At 65.3% G+C, this 2,636-nt stretch carries 4 protein-coding genes; 2 read left to right on the top strand and 2 right to left on the bottom strand.

Going from position 1 to position 2,636, the window contains the following annotated elements; translation table 11 throughout:
- Window positions 1-27 precede the first annotated feature (27 nt).
- Window positions 28-594 carry a TadE/TadG family type IV pilus assembly protein gene (locus VF643_RS10880; protein WP_331043412.1) on the bottom strand — a complete coding sequence of 189 codons (567 nt, stop codon included), beginning with the start codon at window positions 592-594 and terminating at the stop codon, window positions 28-30.
- Window positions 595-679: 85 nt separating this feature from the next.
- On the opposite strand from VF643_RS10880, the gene VF643_RS10875 reads away from it, so the two are divergent.
- Together VF643_RS10875 and VF643_RS10870 are read left to right on the top strand one after the other, a co-directional pair.
- Complete coding sequence (locus VF643_RS10875; protein WP_331043411.1) at window positions 680-1,333, top strand: squalene/phytoene synthase family protein; 654 nt, start codon at window positions 680-682, stop codon at window positions 1,331-1,333.
- 51 nt (window positions 1,334-1,384) lie between these two features.
- Complete coding sequence (locus VF643_RS10870; RefSeq protein WP_414713844.1) at window positions 1,385-1,849, top strand: EF-hand domain-containing protein; 465 nt, start codon at window positions 1,385-1,387, stop codon at window positions 1,847-1,849.
- On the opposite strand, the gene trmFO is transcribed toward VF643_RS10870, so the two are convergent.
- Window positions 1,785-2,636: methylenetetrahydrofolate--tRNA-(uracil(54)-C(5))-methyltransferase (FADH(2)-oxidizing) TrmFO (gene trmFO, locus VF643_RS10865; RefSeq protein ID WP_331043410.1), on the bottom strand; the 852-nt coding region annotated here is incomplete at its 5' end. The genes VF643_RS10870 and trmFO overlap by 65 nt on opposite strands.

Genomic DNA, 2,636 nt, shown 5'->3' with positions numbered 1-2,636 from the left:
GGCGCATCGATGTGAAGGCCGCGCCAATCACGAGTAAAGCTCGGTCTTGAAGACCGACGTAGCGATGAGCAATCGCTTGCCCGCGCTCAGCGTCGAGATGTCGAACCCCAACGGACCCTTGCTGACATCCCACACGTACATGGTCTTGACGATCACGATGTCGCCCGGCGCTCCGGTATTGTAGGACCAACTATTGTTCGGCTGACCAGTCGAATTGTAGGTGATCGTCGGCGATGAGACGTTGGCGTCGGAGAAGTAAGAGGCGACGGTGACGTCGACCATCAGATTGGCGCATTTCATGAACTTTGGAAGCTGCGCGCAGGCCCGCGTCTTGTACGCTGCGGCACTCATGTTCGACGACTGTGCCTCGCCCGTCATCAGCACGCGGGTGCTCTTCTCGGCGACGGTCTCCAGGTTCTGCTGGGCAAAAAAGGTGAGGCTGACCTGGAGGATTGCGATCAGCAATGCCATCAACGGACCGGCTACAAAGGCGAATTCGATGATGGTGACGCCGCGACGATCACCGCCGAATCGCCGCAGCGGCGCCGCGGCACGGCCGCAGATCGTTCGGACACGGGCGCACAGGTTTGGCAACGGGACAGCTCCAATCGATCGCGAAATTACAGCTGCATGATTACCAAATGCTCAACGGCGGCGAGGCCGATGCGAGGTGCGGACCGTGATTGAGGTACAGGGCGAACCCCAGCGGCTGGTGCTGCGCTATGCGCCGGCCCCGGCCCGTGATGCGCTGGCGACGCTGTTCGCGCTGGACGAGCGACTGGGCGGGATCGTCCGCGCGACTCGCGAGCCGCTGGTCGGCCAAATGCGGCTGACGTGGTGGCGCGACGCCCTGACCGCGCTCGATCGGGACCAGCCGGCGCCCGCCGAGCCGGTGCTGATCGACGTGCACCGGCTGCTGCTGCCGCTGGGCGTCACGGGCGAGTCGCTGGCACCGATGACCGAGGGCTGGATGGCGATCCTCCACGACGATTATGCCACCGACGGCAGTGTCGCCGAGTATGCGACCTTGCGCGGCGCGACGCTGTTCGCGGCGGCGGCGCAGGTGCTTGGGGCGAAGCATAGGCCGGTGCTGGACGAGGCCGGGCGGGGCTGGGCGTTGTTCGATCTAGCCGCCAACATATCATTACCCAATGTTGCAGTGATAGTACGTAAGGATGCAGATGTTGCGTTAAGGTCGGCGTTCGCGACCAAGTGGAACCGCGATCTGCGTGTCATCGGCTTGTTGGCGTTGCTCGTCCGACTCGACGCTGCCGATGACAATGCTTACGTAAAACTACGTAAGTTGCTTTCCTTCAGGACCTTTGGCCGCTGAACACTTGCGCCACACTCGTGCTCTGTTATCAAAGTCGGGCAAGGGGGATTGATGATGATGTGGCGCTATGCGGCAGGGGCGGGGGCGGTCGTGGCGACCGTCGTAGCGGGCATCCTGATGGTCGGACGCGACCAGCCCAAAGCCGCGATGCTGCCGCTACAGCCCGCTGCCGCGCGAGGCGACGCGGCCGATCTACCCGACGCGGCACCCGAAGCGACCGCCGAGACCCGCGAACAGCGCCGCTTCGGCCGCTACGACAAGGACGAGAATGGCGGCATCACGCGCGAGGAATATCTGACGCAGCGGCGCAAGGCGTTCGCGCGGCTCGACACCGACGGCGACGGGCGCCTGTCGTTCGACGAATGGGCGGTCAGGGCGACCACCAAGTTCGCCGCCGCGGATCGCGATCGGTCGGGTGCGATGACGCCGACCGAATTCGCGACCACCGCGGTCAAGCGGAAACCGGCTCCGCGCTGTCCGCCGGCTCGCTCGCCGACTGCGGAAGAGGAGGGCTGATCCACGTCGCGAGGGCCGCGCGACCTCGATCGGTGTAGAGACGCTTGCGATCCGCCTTCTTGCGCCCCTCGACCGGCGGGAACAGCCCGAAATTGACGTTCATCGGCTGATAGGTCGCGGCCTCCGCCCCCCCGGTGATGTGGCCCAGCAGCGCGCCGAGCGCGGTGGTCGCCGGCGGCGGCGTCAACCGCTCGCCCGACAGATCGGCAGCCGCGAACCGTCCCGCAAGCAGTCCGACCGCGGCGCTTTCGATATAGCCTTCGCATCCGGTGATCTGCCCCGCGAACCGGATGTTGGGCTGCGTGCGCAACCGCAGCGTCTCGTCGAGCAACTCGGGCGAACGGATGAAGGTGTTGCGATGCAGCCCGCCGAGCCGCGCGAACTCCGCGTTCTGCAAGCCCGGGATCGTCCGGAACAGCCGCACCTGCTCGGCATGCTTCAGCTTGGTCTGGAAGCCGACGATGTTCCACAGCGTCGCCTGCGCATTGTCCTGCCGCAGCTGGACGACCGCGTAGGGCCAGCGCCCGGTCTTGGGGTTGTCGAGCCCCACCGGCTTCATCGGCCCGTAGCGCAACGTGTCGACGCCGCGCTCCGCCATCACCTCGATCGGCATGCAGCCGTCGAAATAGGGCGTGTCCTTCTCCCGTTCCTTGAACGCGGTCTTCTCGCCCGCGATCAACCCGGCGTGGAAGGCGAGATACTCGTCCTTCGTCATCGGGCAGTTGATGTAGTCCTTGGTGTCGCCCTTGTCCCAGCGCGACGCGAACCACGCCACCTCCATGTCGAT

It is taken from the genome of Sphingomonas sp. (genome assembly GCF_036387595.1).
Lineage (GTDB): Bacteria > Pseudomonadota > Alphaproteobacteria > Sphingomonadales > Sphingomonadaceae > Sphingomonas.
This window is presented reverse-complemented; position numbering and strand designations above follow the sequence as displayed.